Raw genomic sequence first — 15,190 nt, 5'->3', positions numbered from 1 at the left:
CACAGGCAGGGTCCGTGATGCCGAGGTCCGCTGTATGCCTGATGAACTGCTCCACCTGCCTTTGATCCACAGCATCCTGGCCCGTGAAAAGGACACCCCCGGCGCCCTGTTGCCGATCCTTCACGCCATTCAGCAAGACATCGGCTTCGTGCCGGATGCGGCCGTCCCTGAAATTGCCCATGCCCTGAACCTCAGCCTGGCCGAGGTGCGCGGGGTGATCAGCTTCTACCACGATTTCCGCACCACCGCGCCGGCACGCCATACCCTGCGCCTGTGCCGGGCCGAGTCGTGCCAGAGCCGTGGCGCCGAGGCCCTGGCCGCGCAACTGCGCGACCAACTGGCACTGGACGACCATGGCACCAGCGCCGACGGCGCTATCAGCCTGCGTCCGGTGTATTGCCTGGGCGCCTGCGCCTGCTCGCCCGCGCTGGAACTGGACGGCCAACTGCACGCGCGGCTCACGCCTGAGCGCCTGCGTGCCCTGGTGAACGGTTGCCTGGAGGGCGAAACATGCTGAAGGTGTACATCCCCTGCGATTCGGTGGCCCGTGCCGTGGGTGCCGACCAGGTTGCCGAGGCCCTGCAACGCGAGGCCGAGCGCCGGCAGTTGGCGGTCGATATCCAGCGCACCAGTTCGCGTGGGCTGTATTGGCTGGAGCCGCTGGTCGAATGCGACAGCGCCCAAGGGCGCCAGGGTTTCGGCCCGGTGACTGCGGACGATGTGCCGGCGCTACTCGATGCCTTGGCCGGCCAGCCCCAGGCCCATGGCCTGGCCTTGGGGCTGGTTGAAGACATCGCTTATCTGAAATCCCAGCAACGCCTGCTGTTCGCCCGTGCCGGCGTGACCCGGCCGCTGTCGCTGGACGACTACCGCGCCCATGGCGGTTTTGCCGGGCTGGAGCGCGCCGTGGCCTTGGACGGTGCCGAGGTGGTCGCTGCCGTACTTGATTCTGGCCTGCGTGGCCGGGGTGGCGCCGCCTTCCCGGCGGGTATCAAGTGGCGCACCGTGCGTGATGCCGGGGCTGGGCAAAAGTATGTGGTTTGCAACGCCGACGAAGGCGACTCCGGTACCTTCGCCGACCGCATGCTGATGGAAGGCGACCCGTTCCTGCTGATCGAAGGCATGATCATCGCTGGCCTCGCCGTGGGTGCCGACAAAGGCTACATCTACGTGCGCTCGGAATACCCGGACGCCATTCGCGTGCTCGACCAGGCCTTTGCCATAGCCCGCGACGCCGGTTACCTGGGCGATGACGTGGCCGGCAGCGGCCAGGCCTTCGACCTGGAAGTCCGGGTCGGTGCTGGCGCTTATATCTGCGGCGAAGAAACCGCGTTGCTGGAATCGCTCGAAGGCAAACGCGGGATCGTCCGGGCCAAGCCGCCCCTGCCGGCCCTGCAGGGCCTGTTCGGCTTGCCGACGCTGGTGCACAACGTGCTCACCCTGGCGTCTGTGCCAATCATTTTGGCCAAGGGCGCGGCGTTTTACCGCGATTTCGGCATGGGCCGTTCGTTGGGCACCATGCCGTTCCAGCTGGCGGGCAACATCCGCCACGGTGGCCTGGTGGAGCGCGCGTTTGGCCTGACCCTGCGCGAGCTGGTGGAAGGCTACGGGGGTGGTACCGCCAGCGGCCGGCCATTGAAGGCCGCACAAGTCGGCGGCCCGCTCGGCGCCTGGGTGCCGCCCAGCCACTTCGACACGCCGCTGGACTATGAGGCCTTCGCTGCCATGGGCGCGATGCTCGGCCACGGCGGTGTGGTGGTGGCGGACGACACCCTGAACATGGCCAGCATGGCCCGCTTCGCCCTGCAGTTCTGCGCCGAAGAATCGTGCGGCAAGTGCACACCGTGCCGCATCGGCTCGACCCGTGGCATGGAGGTGGTGGACCGGCTGATCGCCACCACCGATTTCACCGAACGCCACGACCAGGCCCTGCTGCTGCGCGACCTGTGCGACACGATGCAGTACGGCTCGCTGTGCGCCATGGGCGGGATGACCGCTTACCCGGTGGCCAGCGCGCTCAAGTACTTCCCCGCCGATTTCGGGCTGACCCACACGGAGGCCGCGCAGTGATCAATTTCTTCGACCCCGAGTCCGACCTTGGCACCCCAGCACGCGACAGCGAGGTGCAGGTCAGCCTGAACATCGACGGCCGTGCCATCAGCGTGCCTGCTGGCACCTCGGTCATGCGCGCCGCCGCCATGCTTGGCACCAGCATCCCCAAACTGTGCGCCACCGACAGCCTCGAGGCGTTCGGTTCGTGCCGCATGTGCATGGTGGAAATCGAAGGCATGCGCGGTTACCCGGCGTCGTGCACCACCCCGGTCAGCGAAGGCATGGTGGTGCGCACCGAAACCCCGCGCCTGGCGGGGTTGCGGCGCAATGTGATGGAGCTGTACATCTCCGATCACCCGCTCGACTGCCTGACCTGCTCGGCCAACGGCAACTGCGAACTGCAGACCGTCGCCGGCCAGGTCGGCCTGCGCGAGGTACGCTACGGCTATGACGGCGCCAATCACCTGGCCGAGAAAAAGGACGTTTCCAACCCGTACTTCGACTATGAACCGAGCAAGTGCATCGTCTGCAGCCGCTGCGTGCGCGCCTGTGAAGACATCCAGGGCACCTTCGCCCTGACCATCACTGGCCGCGGCTTCGACTCGCGGGTAGCGGCCGCTGGCGGGGACAACTTCCTGGCCTCGGAGTGCGTGTCGTGCGGCGCCTGCGTACAGGCCTGCCCGACCGCGACCCTGACCGAAAAAAGCCTGGTGCAGCTCGGCCAGCCTGAGCGTGCGGTGATTACCACCTGCGCCTATTGCGGTGTCGGTTGTTCGTTCCGTGCCGAGATGAAGGGCGACCAGCTGGTGCGCATGGTCCCGGACAAGAACGGCGGCGCCAACCATGGCCACGCTTGCGTCAAAGGCCGCTTCGCCTGGGGGTATGCCACCCACCCGGACCGCATCACCACACCAATGATCCGCAAGCGCCTCGAAGACCCTTGGCAAGAAGTCAGCTGGGACGAGGCGGTAACCTACGCCGCCAGCGAGTTCCGCCGCATCCAGCTCAAGTACGGGCGTGATTCCATCGGCGGCATCACCTCCAGCCGCTGCACCAACGAAGAAGCCTACCTGGTACAGAAGTTGGTGCGTGCGGCGTTTGGCAACAACAACGTCGACACCTGCGCGCGGGTGTGCCATTCGCCCACGGGCTATGGCCTCAAGCAGACCCTCGGTGAATCGGCGGGCACGCAGAGCTTCGATTCGGTGATGCAGGCCGACGTGGTGCTGGTGATCGGCGCCAACCCCACCGATGCCCACCCGGTGTTTGGCTCGCAGCTTAAACGCCGCCTGCGCCAGGGCGCGCGGCTGATCGTCATCGATCCACGGCGTATCGACCTGGTCGACTCGCCCCACGCCCGCGCCGAGCTGCACCTGCAACTGCGCCCCGGTACCAACGTGGCCATGCTCAACGCCCTGGCCCATGTGATCGTCAACGAAGGCTTGCTGGCCCAGCGCTTTATCGACGCCCGCTGCGAGACCGAGGACTTCGCCCGCTGGCGCGACTTCGTCAGCCAGCCAGAGAACGCGCCAGAACTACTCGGCCCGGTCTGTGGCGTGCCTGCCGAGCAGATCCGCGCCGCCGCACGGCTGTACGCCACCGGTGGCAACGCGGCCATCTACTACGGCCTGGGGGTCACCGAGCACAGCCAGGGCAGCACCGCCGTGATGGGCATCGCCAACCTGGCCATGGCCACCGGCAACATCGGCCGCGAAGGGGTAGGGGTGAACCCGCTCCGCGGGCAGAACAACGTGCAGGGCTCGTGCGATATGGGCTCGTTCCCGCATGAACTGCCTGGCTACCGGCATATTTCCAACGAAGGTGTGCGTGCCGAGTTCGAGCAGGCCTGGGGGGTAACGTTGCAGCCAGACCCAGGCCTGCGCATCCCCAACATGTTCGAGGCGGCCCTGGATGGCAGCTTCAAGGCGCTGTACTGCCAGGGTGAGGACATCGCCCAGAGCGACCCCAACACCCAGCACGTCACGGCCGCCTTGCTGGCCATGGAATGTGTAGTGGTGCAGGACATCTTCCTCAACGAGACGGCCAAGTTCGCCCACGTGTTCCTGCCGGGCAGTTCGTTCCTTGAAAAGGACGGCACCTTTACCAACGCCGAACGCCGTATCTCGCGGGTGCGCAAGGTCATGGAACCCCTGGCCGGCAAAGCTGACTGGGAAGCGACCGTGGCCCTGGCCAACGCCTTGGGCTACCCGATGCAGTACCGCCACCCGGCCGAGATCATGGACGAGATCGCGCGCCTGACGCCGACCTTCCACCGCGTCAGCTACGCCGAGCTCGACCGCCATGGCAGCCTGCAGTGGCCGTGCAACGATGCCGCGCCCGATGGCACGCCGACCATGCATATCGACCAGTTCGTGCGGGGCAAAGGGCGCTTCATGCTCACCGGCTATGTGCCGACCGACGAGAAGGTCAATAGCCGCTACCCGCTGTTGCTGACCACCGGGCGTATCCTCAGCCAGTACAACGTCGGTGCCCAGACCCGCCGCACTGGCAACGTCGCCTGGCATGACGCCGACCGCCTTGAGCTGCACCCCACCGACGCCGAAAGCCGTGGCATCCGCGATGGCGATTGGGTCGGTATCGGCAGCCGCGCCGGGCAGACGGTGCTGCGCGCCAAGGTCAGTGCGCGGGTGGCGCCGGGGGTGGTGTACACCACGTTCCACTTCCCTGAGTCGGGGGCCAACGTGATTACCACCGACAACTCCGACTGGGCCACCAACTGCCCTGAATATAAAGTCACGGCGGTGGAGGTGGTGAAAGTGTTCCACCCGTCTGAATGGCAGAAGCGTTACCAGGACTTCAGCGACGAACAGCGCCGCCTGCTCAAAGAGCGCCGTACTGCCGAGCAGCAAGAGAAAGCCGAGGTGCGCCGATGAGCAATGACAACCTGGTCAAGATGGCCAACCAAATTGCCCATTATTTTGACAGCGAACCGAACCGGCAGCTGGCGGTGCAAGGGGTGAGGCAGCACATCCAGAGCTTCTGGACGCCGGCGATGCGCCGGCAGTTGCTGGCGTGGAGCGAGGCCCATCCGGGGGAAGGGCTGGACCCGAAAGTGCGCGAGGCGCTGGTGTAAACGCGCCGCCCTTTGTATTTGTAGGAGCAGCCTTGTGCTGCGAAGAGGCCGGTGACAGCTCAGTGAATCTATGCTGCTGTCACCGGCCTCTTCGCAGCACAAGGCTGCTCCTACAAGGGCCACACATGCTTCAACCGCGGGCCAGCTCTGTCAGGTGGGCAATCGCTTCTTCGCTCTTGAGCACCAGCACATCCCCTTCGAGCGAATCGAGCACCACCTCGGAGGTATTCCCGATCAATGCCCCGGAAATACCCGTCCGGGCCACCGTGCCGATCACCGTCACCACGGCATTGTATTGTTTCTCGGTGTAGGGAATCAGCACATCCGCCGGGCCTTCGGCGACATGCAGGCGGTCATCGCTGATGTCGAACTCGGCCTGAAACGCGCGGCAGGCTTCCCGGTAGCGTTCGGCGATGGTCTCGCTGAGCTGGTAGGTCGGGTCCGAGGCGGACAGCATGGGGGAGGGGTGTGCGCTGATGACGTGTAAATCGCCTTTGGCCAGGCCGGCAATCGCATAGCCATGGTCGATGATACTCGCGTGCAACAGGCGGTGGTCCTCATCCTGGTTACCGACATCCACCGCCGCCAGAACCACCCCGCCGGTCCACGGCCGCTCGCTTTTTACCATCAGCACCGCGCTGGGGCACAGGCGCAGCAGCTTCCAGTCGGTGGGGGTCAGCAGTGCCTTTTTCAGCGGGTTGTCCGGCCGATGCTCCTTGATGACCAGCTCGCAGCCCTCGGCTTGCTGCACATAGATGATGGTGTCGTGCAGGTTGTCACGCCAGGCCGCCTCATGGGTGACGTTGTCGTATCCGTCATCGTGCAACTGGCTGCTTAGCAGGCTGAGCAACGCACTGTGATCCTGCTTTTTGTCGCACATCAACAGGTGCAGGCGCGCGCCGGTCACGCCTGCGATCAGCTTGGCACGGGTCAAGGCCCGGCTGTGGGCATGCGCGGGGTCGAGGACGACGAGGATGCTGCGGACGGCTTGCATGGGCGTGAGCTCCCTTCAAAGATGGCGACCAGTGCCTGACTATAGTCGGCGCCTCACCCGTCGCCGCTTGATGTACATCAAGCATAGTCACTGGCGCTGCCGGTTGCCGCCGGTATAATCGCCGGCCCTGCCTGTTCTGTCTGGTTGCACGCTTATGTCCTTGATCCCCGAAATCGACGCCTTTCTTGGCTGCCCGACCCCAGATGCCTGGATCGAAGCGGCGCTTGCCGACCAGGAAACCCTGCTGATCGACCACAAGAACTGCGAGTTCAAGGCCGCCAGCACTGCCCTGAGCCTGATCGCCAAGTACAACACGCACCTGGATCTGATCAACATGATGTCGCGCCTGGCCCGTGAAGAGCTGGTGCACCACGAGCAGGTGCTGCGCCTGATGAAGCGCCGGGGCGTGCCCTTGCGGCCAGTGTCGGCCGGGCGTTATGCCTCCGGCTTGCGCCGCTTGGTACGTGCCCACGAGCCGGTCAAACTGGTCGATACCTTGGTGGTGGGGGCTTTTATCGAAGCACGCAGTTGCGAGCGCTTTGCCGCGCTGGTGCCGCACCTGGATGAAGAACTGGGCACGTTCTACCACGGCCTGTTGAAGAGTGAAGCGCGCCATTACCAGGGCTACCTGAAGCTGGCCCATCAGTATGGCGAAGAAGCGGACATCGCCCGCAGGGTTGAGCTGGTACGTGAGGCAGAAGCCGAGCTGATCCAGTCACCGGACCAGGAATTGCGCTTTCATAGCGGCATCCCAATGGCGCAGGCCGCCTGAAGCCGTTCAGGCGGCACTGCGTTCATAAAAGGGCTTAGTAGCGGCGACCCAATAGCAGGCCGACCACCAGGCCGAAGCCTGCGGACACCGCGACGGTCTGCCAAGGGTGGCCGCCGATGTAGTCCTGGGTGGCATCCACCACCGGTTGAGCCTTGTCACGTACGTTGCTCGCGGCCTGGCGAGCCTGGCGCAGTTTGAGGCTGACTTGCGCGCGCAGGGTTTCGGCCTCCTCGCCAACCAGGGCAGCGCTGTCGTTGAGCAGCTTTTCGGATTCTTCGATCAGTGACTGCAGTTCGCTGAAGACCTGATCCTTGATCTGATCGCTGGCGGCTTGTACGGCGTTTTTTCGGGCCATGAACTCATCCTCGTCAATGGGGGGGTGAACAATGGATGCCGGTGCGTCGGGAAAGTTGCGCCGGCTTTCCGATGACGCGCCGCTACGGTGTAAGATAGCGGCCATTTTCAGCAGGCAGGTACCTTCAATGAGTTTCAATCTGGCCAACAAGAGCTTCGAGGAACGGGCGCAGATCGAGGCAGAGAAGGCGCGGTTGTTCGAACTGTGGCAGAGCAACCTGGGCAAGGCCAAGGGCGAAGCCGCCCGGCTTATCTCCGAAAAGCCACGGCGTAAGGGTAAATGGGCGGAATGGGTGCGGGCTGAACTTGAGGCCATGTCGCCGCCCGAATACGCCAGCATGGTGCGCAGCGAAGTCAACAAGATGATGGCCGCCGCCAACAGCAATCGCTGAGTGCTCTACCAGTAGGTGCCGGCTGCCTTGGGCAGGTCCAGCGTGCCCTCATCGGTGAAGCGGACGGTGCCCAGCAGCCCACCGGCCAATTTGCCGCGCAGTACATAGGGTAGCCCTTGCAGCGAACTCCGCTGGCCCAGGCCATAGGCCTGGCGCAGGAAGGAGAACGCGGTCACGCTCACCGGCACCACGATGACCGCCTCGTCGAAACGGCCTATGTGGCCCTGCTGGTCGCTGACACCGGCGGCCAGCGGCTGGCCGTTCACCTGCAGGTCGAGCGCGATACCGTTGTAATCGATCGCGGTTTCGTTGGGGTTCTGCACACGTATCTTCACCGCCATGCGCAGTTCCAGCTCCTGCCCGGGCAGCGGTTCGATGCCAATCACGTTGATATTCAGTGGGTCACGCGCCTGGAACAAGGCGCAGGCACTGAGGCCGTAAGCCATCAGCAGTATCAGCAACCAGCGGTGCAATCGGGCAGTCATGGGTTGCAACCTTGCCTGAAAAATTCAACCGCCAGTGTGGCAAATGCGCGTTGACGTTGAAAGTAGCGCGTCTAATGAAAGATACTGTTTCTCATTAACGCCCGACAATCCCTCTTACTGGCCTTTCTCCTACCCCATGCTGACGTCTCCCGTGTCTGGTCTGCTGGCGAGTTTCCAGGAGCACTACGACGACCTCTTGCTGTTCCTGACTCGGCGCATGAGCGACCGGCAGCGTGCTGCCGACGTCGCGCAGGAGACGTACCTGAAGCTGGTGAAGATCGACGAGCAGGCCGTGCCGGTGCTGCATGCACGCAGCTTCATCTTCCGGGTGGCGGGCAACCTGGCGATCGATGCCTTGCGCCGTGAACAGCGTATCGCCGCCCGCCACGAAGATACCGATGGCACTGGCGAGGTAGCCTGCCCGGCGCCTGCGCCCGAGGCCACGCTGCTCGCCCGCGAGCGCTTGCAGATACTCGATGAGGCGCTGTTGCAACTGTCCAGCAATGCCCGCCAGGCCCTGTTGCTCAACCGCGTCGAAGGCCTGACCCAGGCGCAGATTGCACAACGGTTGGGCGTTTCCGAGAGCATGGTGGCAAAATACATCGGCCAGGCGCTGCGCCATTGCCGTGACTGGCTCAAACACAACCATGACTGAGCCTTACGCCATGCCAGCCGCCCAACCGCTCAGCGACCTCTCTGACGATGCCCTCGATTGGCAGGTGTTGTTGCATTCGGGCAACGCCAGTGCGGCGGACCACGCGCGCTACCAGCGCTGGTGCGCACTGAGCCCGGCGCATGCCGAGGCCGCGCGTGAGGCAGAGGCTCTGTGGCTGGACCTCGGCCACACCCCAACCGCTCAGGTTGTCGCGGCACCGCCTGCCCGACGCAAACGGCACTGGGCCGCAGGCCTGGCAGCATCGCTGGCGCTGTTGGTCGCGGGTTATACCGGCTGGCAACAGGCGCCTATCTGGCTAGCGGACTACCACACAGGCCTCGGGCAACGGCAGGCGGTGACCCTGGCCGATGGCTCGCGGGTACTGCTGAACAGTGGCAGTGCGTTGACCGTCGCGTTCACCGACCGCGAGCGCCGCGTGGTGCTCAATGCGGGCGAAGCCTTGTTCGAGACGGCCAGTGACCCACGGCCCTTTGTGGTCGATAGTGCAGGCGAGGCGGTGCGCGGCACGGGCGCGACGTTCAGCGTGCGCCGCGATGGCCGCGTGGTACTGGCCCAGGGCGAGGCCACGGTGGGTGAGCGCAGCGTACCGGTGTCGCCTGACGCCAGTGCACAGACCGCTTGGCAGCGCGGCAAGCTGATCTTCAACGGCAAGCCGCTGGGGCAGGTGCTGGCGGAGCTTGAGCGCTACCAACAGGGGCGTATTCTGCTGTCTGACACGAAGCTGGCGGCCCTGGAAGTCAGCGGTGTATTCGACCTCGATGAACCCCAGGCGCTGCTGCGCACCCTTGAGCAACGTTATGGCCTGCAGGTCACCTATTTGCCGTGGTTGGCCGTGGTGCACTGAGCCGGTAAAAAATAATCTAAATATTTTTCATCTGCCGCTGCAAGTTCAGCCAGGCCAGATCGTCGTAGTGGGACTGATCAGCAACCCATTCTCATTTACGACTTGTCTGGAAGCTCATTCGTGGCCCTTACGCTCAAGCCTGTTCACCGCCGCAGCGGTCCCCTTCATCACGCCATGTTGTCTTGCACTGCCTTGGCCATGCTGGCCGGCCCCTTGCAGGCGATGGCCTCAAGTGTTGCGCAACAGGCCCCGGTGGAAGCCCGCCAAGTGCAACTGGACCTGCCTGCCCAGGCGCTGGACCAGGCACTGACGGCCTTCGCCGACCAGGCCGGGTTGCACCTGCTGTACACCACCCACGATGTCGCGGGCCTGAACAGCCCGGCGTTGCAGGGCAGCTACAGCATCGAGCAGGCACTGCAGCAGTTGCTGGCGGGCAGTGGCATGAGCTGGCAGTTCAGCGACGCCCGCACGGTCACCCTGCGCAAGGCGGACGCCGCGCCGCAGGCCGTCAACCTCAAGCCCATCGAGGTCAGTGTGGCCTCGCGCACCAGCACGGCGATCAGCGAAATCCCTGGCACCGTTTGGGTGGTCGACCAGCAGCAGCTGCGTGAGCAGATCGACAGCGGCGTGAGCCTCAAGGAAGCCATCGGCAAGCTGGTGCCTGGCCTGGACCTGGCGCCAGAAGGGCGCACCAACTATGGCCAGAACATGCGCGGGCGCAATGTGCTGGTGATGATCGACGGGGTCAGCCAGAACAGCTCGCGCGGCCTGTCGCGCCAGTTCGACAGCATCTCGCCGTTCAACGTCGAGCGTGTCGAAGTGCTGTCGGGGGCCAGCGCCCTTTACGGCGGCGGCGCCACCGGCGGCATCATCAATATCGTGACCAAGAAGGGTGAGCCCGGCCCGGCCCGCTTCGAGACCCAGCTGGGTGCCAGCAGCGGCTTCAACAACAGTGATGACCTGGCCACCCGCATCGCCCAGTCGATCAGCGGCGGCAACGAGCGGGTCAGTGCCCGCCTTGGTATTTCCGGCGAACAGAACGAAGCCTTCTATGACGGCGCTGGCGATCAGATCTTCATCGACAACACCCAGACCGACCTGCAATACAACCGCACCCTTGACGTGCTCGGCACCCTGGGGCTGAAGCTGACCGATGAGCAGAGCCTGGACTTGCTGGCCCAGTACTACGACTCGGGCAACCACGGCAGCACCGGCATCTACTTCCCCAACCTCAACTACAACGCCCCCTCGGACCTGGAAGACGCTGAGCTGCGCAGTGGCTATTCCTCTGACCTGGAGCCACGTACCCGGCGCCTGTTGCTCAACGCCAACTACCATCACACCGATGTGCTGGGCCAAGACTTCTACCTGCAGGCCTCGTACCGCAAGGAAGACGACAACTTCTACCCGTTCCCGTACTACAACCGCGCCACACCCACCGGTTCGCGCGGGGTGTACTTCGCCGCATCACAACAGAACTTCGAGGTCACAAGCCTCAAAGGCCTGTTCGCCAAGCAGTGGGAGACGCTCAAGCTGACCTACGGCGTCGACCTGGACCGCGAGCGTTTCAACGCCGAACAGACCACCTTCGACGCCCTGACCTCATCCGAAAGCGGTGGGCTGGACATGGAAAAGGCCAGCAAGGCCGCGCGCTACCCCAGCTACCGGGTTGACGGTGTGTCGGTGTACGCCCAGCTCGATTGGCATGCCACCGACAACCTGACCTTGTCCGGCGGCGCACGGCGCCAGCAGATGGACGTGGATGTCAGCGAGTTCAAAGGCGTACCCGGCGGCAGCAACGATTACCAAGTCAACCTGTACAACGTCGGCGCCATCTACGACTTCAAGAATGGCCATCAGGTGTGGACCAATTACGGTGAAGGTTTCGACCTGCCGGACCCGGCCAAGTATTACGGCAAGCCGGGTTTGAGCGTCGCCGACAACCCGCTGGCCGGCATCAAGAGCCGCCAGGTCGAGCTGGGCTGGCGCTATGCCGACGTGGATTGGGACGCTCAGGCGGCGCTGTACTACATCTGGTCGGACAAGATCATCAATGTCGATTCGCAAACGCTGACCATCAATGTCGAAGAGCAGAAGAGCCGTGACTTTGGTGTCGAAGGTGCGTTGACCCGCCACTTCCAGAGCGGTTGGGAAGCCGGGGGTACGCTGCACCTGACCCGCTCCGAGGAAGAAGACGTCGACGGTGGCTGGATGAAACGCGATGCCCGTTATGCATCGCTGTCCAAGTCCACGGCGTTTGTTGGCTGGAAGGGCGATGGCCGCAGTGCCCGCCTGCAGGCCAACCATGCGTTCACCCTCAAGGACGATGCCGACCACGAGATCGACGGTTACACCACCTTCGACCTGTTGGGCAGCCAGGACACCGGCTTCGGCACCTTCAGCGCAGGTATCCAGAATTTGCTGGACAAGCAGTACAGCACGGTCTGGGGGCAGCGGGCGACGTTGTTCTACGCACCGACCTATGGCCCGGCGTACCTGTATGACTACCAGGGCCGTGGGCGCACCTACACCCTGACCTGGAGCATGGCTTACTGACAGCTATGGCGGGTTTCAGGTAGGAGCAGCCTTGCGCTGCGAAGAGGCCGGTGCAAGCAGCGGAAATCTATGCTGTTGCCACTGGCCTCTTCGCAGCGCAAGGCTGCTCCTACCCGAATCGTGCAGGGTGCGAGTGGTGTGGACTACAGTGACGGACAGCTCCCTTTGCCGAGGTGTCCGTCATGCGTCGATCGCTGTGCCTGCTGTTCCTGTGCCTGGCCCTGCCGCTGCAAGCCCAGGAGAAGGTCGTCAACCTCTACAGCTGGGCCGACTATGTCGCCCCGCAAACCCTCCAGCGCTTCGAGCGCGAAACGGGCTACAAGGTACGCTACGACACCTTTGACACCACCGAGGTGCTGGAGACCAAGCTGCTGACCGGTGGCAGCGGCTATGACGTGGTGGTGCCGTCATCCACCGTGCTGGCCCGGGCGCTCAAGGCCAAGGCCCTGCAGCCGCTCGATGCCCAGGCCATGCCCGGGTATGCCAACCTCGACAAGGACTTGCTGGCCAAACTGGCCGAGGCCGACCCCGGCAACCGCTACGCGGTGCCTTACACCTGGGGCACGCTGGGCCTGGGGGTGAATGTCGAGGCCGTGCGCCAGCGCCTGGGCGATGTACCGCTGGACAGCCTCGACCTGTTGTTCAAACCGGAGTACGCCAGCCGCCTGAAGGATTGCGGCATCGCCATGCCTGATTCGCCGCAGGAAGTGATCGGCCTGACCTTGAACTACCTGGGCAAGGACCCTTACAGCCAGAACAAGGCCGACTTGGACGCCGCGCAGGCACTGCTGAACCAGCTGCAGCCCTCTGTGCGCTATGTTGCCAACGGCCGGCAGATCAGCGACCTGGCCAATGGCAGCGTGTGCCTGGCGCTCACCTACAACGGTGATGCGGCGATGGCCGCCGACCAGGCACGCCGTGCTGGCAAACCGTTCGAGCTGATCTACCGCATCCCCCAGGAAGGCACCTTGGTCTGGCAGGACTACCTGGTCATCCCCAAGGACGCGCCACACCCCGAGGCAGCCCGCGCGTTCATCGCCTTCATGCTCAAGCCGGACTCGGTCGCCGCGCTGACCAACACGCTGTTCTTCGCCAATGCCAACCAAGCGGCCACCCCCTTGGTCGACGCTGCCGTGCGCAACGACCCGGACATCTACCCGCCAGCCCAGGTGCGTCAACGGTTGTACGCCGACCGCAGCATGGCGCTGTCCGACTTGCGCCAGCGTAACCGCCTGTGGATGGCCTTCCGCAGCGGCCAATGAGCCCGGCGGGGCTGCGCTGCAGCCCCTTGGTGTCCATACTGAAACATAAGGAATTATCTCCAGCCGCTTTCACACTTTTGCCGCGAACCCCTCGCGTCTTAGGCTATCCAACGCACAAGGCGCGGCATTTCGTACAGGAGGTGAAGCATGAACCTAGCACTGCCAATCCTGGCCATTGGCTTGGCGTTGTGCCTGCCCGCGCGCGCAGCGCCGGTTGCGCCCTTGCAACTCGCGGCCAGCAACAACAACCCCTACAACAGCCCGATCCAGCGCGCCAACCCCAATAGCCGCCAGGGCAGCATGCCGGCCACACCGCCCGTGCGTGGCCCGTCCACCGACCCCTACCAGCGCACGCCCTCGCTGGACAACCGCGGCATTGGCAACGGCGACAACCTGCGCCGCCAGCAGCAAGCGCCCAATCTGGAACCCACCCGGCCGCCGCGCGATAACCCACGCGCGCCGTAAGCCCCGTCGAAAGGAATTCTGCATGACCCGAGCTACCTGGCTGACCACCTTGACCGCTGCCGCGCTGCTGCCCCTGTGGGCGCACGCGGCTTCCGAGCAGCAGTTCCCCAGCGAAGAAGGGCCATTGACCGTCAGCACCGTCGCCGATGGCCTGCGCAACCCTTGGGCATTGGCTTTCTTGCCGGGCGGCAAGGACATGCTGGTGACCGAGCGCCCCGGCAACCTGCGGGTAGTCAACGCCGAAGGCAAGGTCGGCCCGCCCATCAGTGGCGTGCCTCAGGTCTGGGCCGAAGGGCAGGGCGGGTTGCTGGACGTGGTGTTGTCGCCGGAGTTCGGCAAGGACCGCACCGTTTACCTGTCTTATGCCGAAGCGGGCAATGATGGCAAGGCAGGGACGGCGGTCGGCCGCGGTCAGTTGTCCGAAGACCGCGCACGGCTAGAAAACTTCACGGTGATCTTCCGCCAGCAGCCCAAGCTCTCGGTGGGCAACCATTTCGGTTCGCGGCTGGTATTCGACCGAGACGGTTACCTGTTCATTGCCCTGGGCGAAAATAACCAGCGGCCGACTGCCCAGGACCTCGACAAGCTGCAAGGCAAGGTCGTGCGGATCTTGCCTGACGGCGAAGTACCCAAAGACAACCCCTTCGTCGGCAAAGACAACGTGCGCTCCGAGATCTGGTCGTTCGGCCATCGCAATCAGCAGGGCGCAGCACTCAACCCTTGGACTGGCAAGCTCTGGACTCACGAACACGGCCCACGGGGCGGCGACGAAATCAACATTCCCCAGCCCGGCAAGAACTACGGCTGGCCGGTTGCCACCCACGGCATCAATTACTCGCTGTTGCCGATCCCGGAGGCCAAGGGCAAGCACGTCGATGGCATGGTCGACCCGCACCATGTCTGGGAAAAGTCCCCTGGCATCAGCGGCATGGCGTTCTACGACAGCCCGACGTTCAAAGCGTGGGACCACAACCTGTTCATTGGGGCGCTGGCTACTCAGCAATTGATCCGTCTGCAGCTCGAGGGCGACAAGGTGGTGCACGAAGAGCGTTTGCTGGGGGACCTCAAGGCGCGTATCCGTGATGTGCGGGTAGGCCCGGATGGGTATCTGTACGTGTTGACCGATGACAAGGACGGGGCGCTGTTGAAAGTGGGGCTGGGCGAGGGCTGAAGCGCTGGCTTCTGCCATGCACGGTCGGTGTAGGAGCAGCCTTGCGCTGCGAAGAGGCCGGTGGTGACACTTA

At 64.2% G+C, this 15,190-nt stretch carries 14 protein-coding genes and 1 pseudogene; 12 read left to right on the top strand and 3 right to left on the bottom strand.

Going from position 1 to position 15,190, the window contains the following annotated elements; genetic code table 11:
• Positions 1–34 precede the first annotated feature (34 nt).
• Genes HU750_RS21350 through HU750_RS21335 form a run of 4 tightly spaced genes read left to right on the top strand, consistent with a single transcriptional unit; the run spans position 35 to position 5,146 of the window.
• Positions 35–517, top strand: a complete 483-nt coding sequence (locus HU750_RS21350) for a formate dehydrogenase subunit gamma (protein WP_027596585.1) — start codon at positions 35–37, stop codon at positions 515–517.
• Positions 511–2,070: a formate dehydrogenase beta subunit gene (locus tag HU750_RS21345; protein ID WP_085274165.1), complete on the top strand. Its 1,560-nt coding sequence runs from the start codon at positions 511–513 to the stop codon at positions 2,068–2,070. The genes HU750_RS21350 and HU750_RS21345 overlap by 7 nt, the downstream gene beginning before the upstream one ends.
• A complete protein-coding gene (gene fdhF / locus HU750_RS21340) occupies positions 2,067–4,946 on the top strand; it encodes a formate dehydrogenase subunit alpha (RefSeq protein WP_186682215.1) in 2,880 nt (959 codons plus the stop codon). Before HU750_RS21345 ends, fdhF begins: the two co-directional genes overlap by 4 nt.
• Positions 4,943–5,146: a formate dehydrogenase subunit delta gene (locus HU750_RS21335; RefSeq protein ID WP_186682214.1), complete on the top strand. Its 204-nt coding sequence runs from the start codon at positions 4,943–4,945 to the stop codon at positions 5,144–5,146. The genes fdhF and HU750_RS21335 overlap by 4 nt, the downstream gene beginning before the upstream one ends.
• Positions 5,147–5,276: 130 nt before the next feature.
• Here HU750_RS21335 and HU750_RS21330 read toward each other — a convergent pair whose 3' ends face one another.
• A complete protein-coding gene (locus tag HU750_RS21330; protein ID WP_186682213.1) occupies positions 5,277–6,140 on the bottom strand; it encodes a universal stress protein in 864 nt (287 codons plus the stop codon).
• A gap of 154 nt (positions 6,141–6,294) precedes the next feature.
• Here HU750_RS21330 and HU750_RS21325 point away from each other — a divergent pair, with 154 nt between their 5' ends.
• The gene (locus tag HU750_RS21325; protein ID WP_027596580.1) at positions 6,295–6,912 is read left to right on the top strand and encodes a MiaE family protein; all 618 of its coding nucleotides are present in this window, start codon (positions 6,295–6,297) and stop codon (positions 6,910–6,912) included.
• Positions 6,913–6,946: 34 nt separating this feature from the next.
• Here the strand turns inward: HU750_RS21325 and HU750_RS21320 are convergent, their stop codons facing one another.
• Positions 6,947–7,267, bottom strand: a complete 321-nt coding sequence (locus HU750_RS21320; RefSeq protein WP_027596579.1) for an ElaB/YgaM/YqjD family protein — start codon at positions 7,265–7,267, stop codon at positions 6,947–6,949.
• A gap of 127 nt (positions 7,268–7,394) precedes the next feature.
• On the opposite strand from HU750_RS21320, the gene HU750_RS21315 reads away from it, so the two are divergent.
• On the top strand, positions 7,395–7,658 hold the full coding sequence (locus HU750_RS21315) for a hypothetical protein (protein ID WP_027596578.1): 264 nt from the start codon (positions 7,395–7,397) through the stop codon (positions 7,656–7,658).
• A gap of 5 nt (positions 7,659–7,663) precedes the next feature.
• On the opposite strand, the gene HU750_RS21310 is transcribed toward HU750_RS21315, so the two are convergent.
• Complete coding sequence (locus HU750_RS21310) at positions 7,664–8,143, bottom strand: LEA/WHy family protein (RefSeq protein WP_027596577.1); 480 nt, start codon at positions 8,141–8,143, stop codon at positions 7,664–7,666.
• A 136-nt stretch (positions 8,144–8,279) separates the two neighbouring features.
• On the opposite strand from HU750_RS21310, the pseudogene HU750_RS21305 reads away from it, so the two are divergent.
• From HU750_RS21305 to HU750_RS21280, 6 genes and pseudogenes are all read left to right on the top strand, one after another.
• Positions 8,280–8,786: pseudogene (locus HU750_RS21305) on the top strand (RNA polymerase sigma factor); the annotation flags it as partial.
• Positions 8,787–8,790: 4 nt separating this feature from the next.
• Entirely contained in the window at positions 8,791–9,663 is an 873-nt protein-coding gene (locus HU750_RS21300; protein ID WP_238348928.1) for a FecR family protein, read from the top strand.
• A gap of 174 nt (positions 9,664–9,837) precedes the next feature.
• The gene (locus tag HU750_RS21295; protein ID WP_186682211.1) at positions 9,838–12,219 is read left to right on the top strand and encodes a TonB-dependent receptor; all 2,382 of its coding nucleotides are present in this window, start codon (positions 9,838–9,840) and stop codon (positions 12,217–12,219) included.
• A 182-nt stretch (positions 12,220–12,401) separates the two neighbouring features.
• On the top strand, positions 12,402–13,481 hold the full coding sequence (locus HU750_RS21290; RefSeq protein WP_186682210.1) for an extracellular solute-binding protein: 1,080 nt from the start codon (positions 12,402–12,404) through the stop codon (positions 13,479–13,481).
• Positions 13,482–13,628: 147 nt separating this feature from the next.
• Positions 13,629–13,946, top strand: coding sequence for a hypothetical protein (locus tag HU750_RS21285; RefSeq protein ID WP_027596572.1), 318 nt, complete (start codon positions 13,629–13,631; stop codon positions 13,944–13,946).
• A 22-nt stretch (positions 13,947–13,968) separates the two neighbouring features.
• Complete coding sequence (locus tag HU750_RS21280) at positions 13,969–15,117, top strand: PQQ-dependent sugar dehydrogenase (protein WP_186682209.1); 1,149 nt, start codon at positions 13,969–13,971, stop codon at positions 15,115–15,117.
• Positions 15,118–15,190 lie beyond the last annotated feature (73 nt).

This window comes from Pseudomonas sp. SWRI50 (assembly GCF_014269095.1).
GTDB classification, from domain to species: domain Bacteria; phylum Pseudomonadota; class Gammaproteobacteria; order Pseudomonadales; family Pseudomonadaceae; genus Aquipseudomonas; species Aquipseudomonas kermanshahensis.
The sequence above is the reverse complement of the archived record's forward strand: the minus strand, read 5'-3'. Positions and strand labels throughout refer to the sequence as shown.

What these genes read in the sequence shown, in the direction of transcription:
- HU750_RS21350 (WP_027596585.1), top strand. Translation starts at nt 35, where the DNA reads ATGCCTGATGAACTGCTCCACCTGCCTTTGATCCACAGCATCCTGGCC.
- HU750_RS21345 (WP_085274165.1), top strand. Translation starts at nt 511, where the DNA reads ATGCTGAAGGTGTACATCCCCTGCGATTCGGTGGCCCGTGCCGTGGGT.
- HU750_RS21335 (WP_186682214.1), top strand. Translation starts at nt 4,943, where the DNA reads ATGAGCAATGACAACCTGGTCAAGATGGCCAACCAAATTGCCCATTAT.
- HU750_RS21330 (WP_186682213.1), bottom strand. Translation starts at nt 6,140, where the DNA reads ATGCAAGCCGTCCGCAGCATCCTCGTCGTCCTCGACCCCGCGCATGCC.
- HU750_RS21325 (WP_027596580.1), top strand. Translation starts at nt 6,295, where the DNA reads ATGTCCTTGATCCCCGAAATCGACGCCTTTCTTGGCTGCCCGACCCCA.
- HU750_RS21320 (WP_027596579.1), bottom strand. Translation starts at nt 7,267, where the DNA reads ATGGCCCGAAAAAACGCCGTACAAGCCGCCAGCGATCAGATCAAGGAT.
- HU750_RS21315 (WP_027596578.1), top strand. Translation starts at nt 7,395, where the DNA reads ATGAGTTTCAATCTGGCCAACAAGAGCTTCGAGGAACGGGCGCAGATC.
- HU750_RS21310 (WP_027596577.1), bottom strand. Translation starts at nt 8,143, where the DNA reads ATGACTGCCCGATTGCACCGCTGGTTGCTGATACTGCTGATGGCTTAC.
- HU750_RS21300 (WP_238348928.1), top strand. Translation starts at nt 8,791, where the DNA reads ATGACTGAGCCTTACGCCATGCCAGCCGCCCAACCGCTCAGCGACCTC.
- HU750_RS21295 (WP_186682211.1), top strand. Translation starts at nt 9,838, where the DNA reads ATGTTGTCTTGCACTGCCTTGGCCATGCTGGCCGGCCCCTTGCAGGCG.
- HU750_RS21290 (WP_186682210.1), top strand. Translation starts at nt 12,402, where the DNA reads ATGCGTCGATCGCTGTGCCTGCTGTTCCTGTGCCTGGCCCTGCCGCTG.
- HU750_RS21285 (WP_027596572.1), top strand. Translation starts at nt 13,629, where the DNA reads ATGAACCTAGCACTGCCAATCCTGGCCATTGGCTTGGCGTTGTGCCTG.
- HU750_RS21280 (WP_186682209.1), top strand. Translation starts at nt 13,969, where the DNA reads ATGACCCGAGCTACCTGGCTGACCACCTTGACCGCTGCCGCGCTGCTG.